General features: G+C 73.5%; 1 pseudogene. It reads left to right on the forward strand.

Features of this window, described 5'->3' with window-relative positions:
• Nucleotides 1-272: pseudogene (locus IF88_RS0139765) on the forward strand (hypothetical protein); the annotation flags it as partial.

Consider the following 272-nt stretch of genomic DNA (forward strand, 5'->3'; position numbering starts at 1 on the left):
CCACCGTCGAGGTCCTCCCCGCGAACGCCGCCAAGGGCCGTGACGTGAAGGCCGCGCAGCAGACCAGCGTCGAGTACGCCGACGGGGTCCTGCGGATCAAGACCCCCGACGCCAAGAACCAGATCCTCGGCCCCAGCGGGTCCGTCGAGGTCACCGTCCAGCTGCCGGCCGGCTCCCGCGTCGAGGCGAAGGCGGCCAGCGCCGAGTTCCGCGGCGTCGGACGCCTCGGCGACGTCGCCTTCGAGGGCGCCCAGGGCACGGTCAAGCTCGAC

Origin of the sequence: Streptomyces sp. NRRL F-2580 (genome assembly GCF_000720115.1) — a bacterium.
GTDB lineage: Bacteria > Actinomycetota > Actinomycetes > Streptomycetales > Streptomycetaceae > Streptomyces.